The sequence below is a fragment of the Synechococcus sp. R8-2 genome, assembly GCF_047461715.1.
Taxonomy (GTDB): domain Bacteria; phylum Cyanobacteriota; class Cyanobacteriia; order Thermostichales; family Thermostichaceae; genus Thermostichus.
Genome location: NZ_JANSHQ010000659.1, coordinates 1 through 2,182 on the forward strand (window position 1 = coordinate 1; position 2,182 = coordinate 2,182).

Here is a 2,182-nt window from a genome sequence, read left to right on the forward strand (position 1 = left end):
CGTCAGCGGGACGGAGTCCTTTGACGAGAACAGCCATTGGCATAGCAGGCGGCCAGGCCCACCCCAGGGAGGGAGAACGAGAATGGAGATGATCCAGGCGGTGCGGGGCACCCGAGATATTCTGCCGCAGGAGGTGCGGCTCTGGCAGCAGGTGGAAGCCAGCGCCCGAGAGATCCTGGGACGGGCCAACTACCAAGAAATTCGCACCCCCATCCTGGAGTTGACGGAACTCTTTGCCCGCAGCATTGGCAGCGCCACCGACGTGGTGGGCAAGGAGATGTACTCCTTCAGCACCCGTGGCGAGCAAGAGGTCAGCCTGCGCCCAGAGAACACAGCAGGTGTGGTGCGGGCCTACATCCAGCACGGGCTGCAAACGGCTGGAGATGTGCAACGCCTCTGGTATTGTGGGCCGATGTTTCGCTATGAGCGTCCCCAGGCGGGGCGGCAACGCCAGTTCCACCAGTTGGGGGTAGAGCTGCTGGGCAGCCGGGATCCCCGCGCCGATGCGGAAGTCATCGCCTTGGCCTGGGAGCTGTTGCAAGCGGTGGGGGCGGAGAACCTGAGCTTGCGGCTCAATTCCCTGGGGGATCTGCAGGATCGGCGGGCCTATCGCCAGGCCCTGGTGGACTACCTCACTCCCTTGCGGGAGAAGCTGGATCCCGACTCCCAAGAGCGCCTCACCCGCAACCCGCTGCGCATTCTAGACAGCAAGGATCCCCGCACCCGCGAGATTGCCGAGGGGGCCCCCAAGCTGCCGGATTACCTCGGCCCAGAATCGCGGGCTTTCTTCGAGCAGGTGCAAGATCACCTGCAGATGTTGGATATTCCCTACCAGTTGGATCCCTACTTGGTGCGGGGCCTGGACTACTACACCCACACCGCCTTTGAGATCGTCTCACCTGACTTGGGATCCCAGAGTACCGTCTGTGGGGGCGGTCGCTACGACGGCTTGGTGGAAGAGCTGGGCGGGCCTTCAACCCCAGCGGTGGGCTGGGCCATCGGCATGGAGCGGCTGGTGCTGCTGTTGCAAAAGAAACAAGGGGAGGCTCCGCCAGCACCGGTCGAGGTTTACGTGATCTCCCGTGGGGCGAAGGCTGAGGCCCAATCCCTCCGGATCGCTCAAGCGCTGCGCCGAGCCGGTTTCTGCACCGAGCTGGATCTGAGCGGCAGCGCCTTTGGCAAGCAGTTCAAACGGGCCAGCCGCAGCGGCGCAACTTGGGCTGTTGTGCTAGGGGATGCGGAAGCTGCAGCCGGAGAGGTACAGCTTAAGCACCTGCCTACAGGGCAACAGCAAACCCTTTTGCAAGCCGATCTGATTCAGTATCTGGCATGCCATTCGCGTCAGCAGTGCGGAGCACCTAAGGTGATGGAGCCATGTTGAATTTTTGGGTTCGGCGCGACGGCCAAGAAGACTGGCAGCCGGTACCAGCCGAGGGCGCAGTTCTGGAAGAAGATACCTACACCATTGTTGCCCGTTCGCCCCAGCCCCACTTCACCATCACGGTGGAAGTCCGGCAGCGTCCTCTAGGGCCACAGAATCAGGGCCCCAACACCGGCACGACTCCTCCACAGGTCCAAACCCGTTCTGTGCGCACCAACGATGAAGGGATCGGCATTATTTTGCCCGCCAGCCACCTCACCCCTGGGTTTTGGGAATTGCACTGCCGAGATGCCGACTTGATCGCAGAACTGTTCGGCGAAACCGAGTTGGACAATTGTCTCCGTTTTCAGGTTGTGCCTGCCCCTGCGCCTCTGGAGCCGGAACGGGGGATCCCTGCCCCGGTGGCTGAAGAGGCCGGGTTTGAGCCCCCCCAGAAAAAAGAGGTCGCCATCCCGCCAGAGCTGTTTTCCCTAATGCACAGTGAATTGGAGGGATCCCCGGAGGAGGTGCTGGTGTTGACGGGGCGGATCGGCTGCAGCGGCGAGCTGCGGGTACGGGTTTGGCAGGAAGGCGAGGAGAGCACGGTTTTCGAGGGGCAACGGCTAATTCAATTTCCCGCTGAAGCCCGAACGGCGGTGTTCAGCATTCCCATCACCCTGCCAAGCCGCGTTTGGACCCGTCCTTTGCGGGGGGAACTGGCCCTCACTCCCTCTTCCTGGCGGGATGCAGACCGGCCTTCCCAGCCCTTGACGATTCCGTTTTCCGTCCGCTGTCGAGACCTTCGCGTCAGCGTTGCGGAGC

General features: G+C 62.6%; 1 protein-coding gene and 1 pseudogene. Both read left to right on the plus strand.

Going from position 1 to position 2,182, the window contains the following annotated elements; translation table 11 throughout:
• Nucleotides 1-82: 82 nt before the first annotated feature.
• Nucleotides 83-1,381: a histidine--tRNA ligase gene (hisS, locus tag NW819_RS13620; protein ID WP_414414076.1), complete on the plus strand. Its 1,299-nt coding sequence runs from the start codon at nucleotides 83-85 to the stop codon at nucleotides 1,379-1,381.
• A pseudogene (locus NW819_RS13625) lies at nucleotides 1,375-2,182 on the plus strand (hypothetical protein); the annotation flags it as partial. The gene hisS and the pseudogene NW819_RS13625, both read left to right, overlap by 7 nt.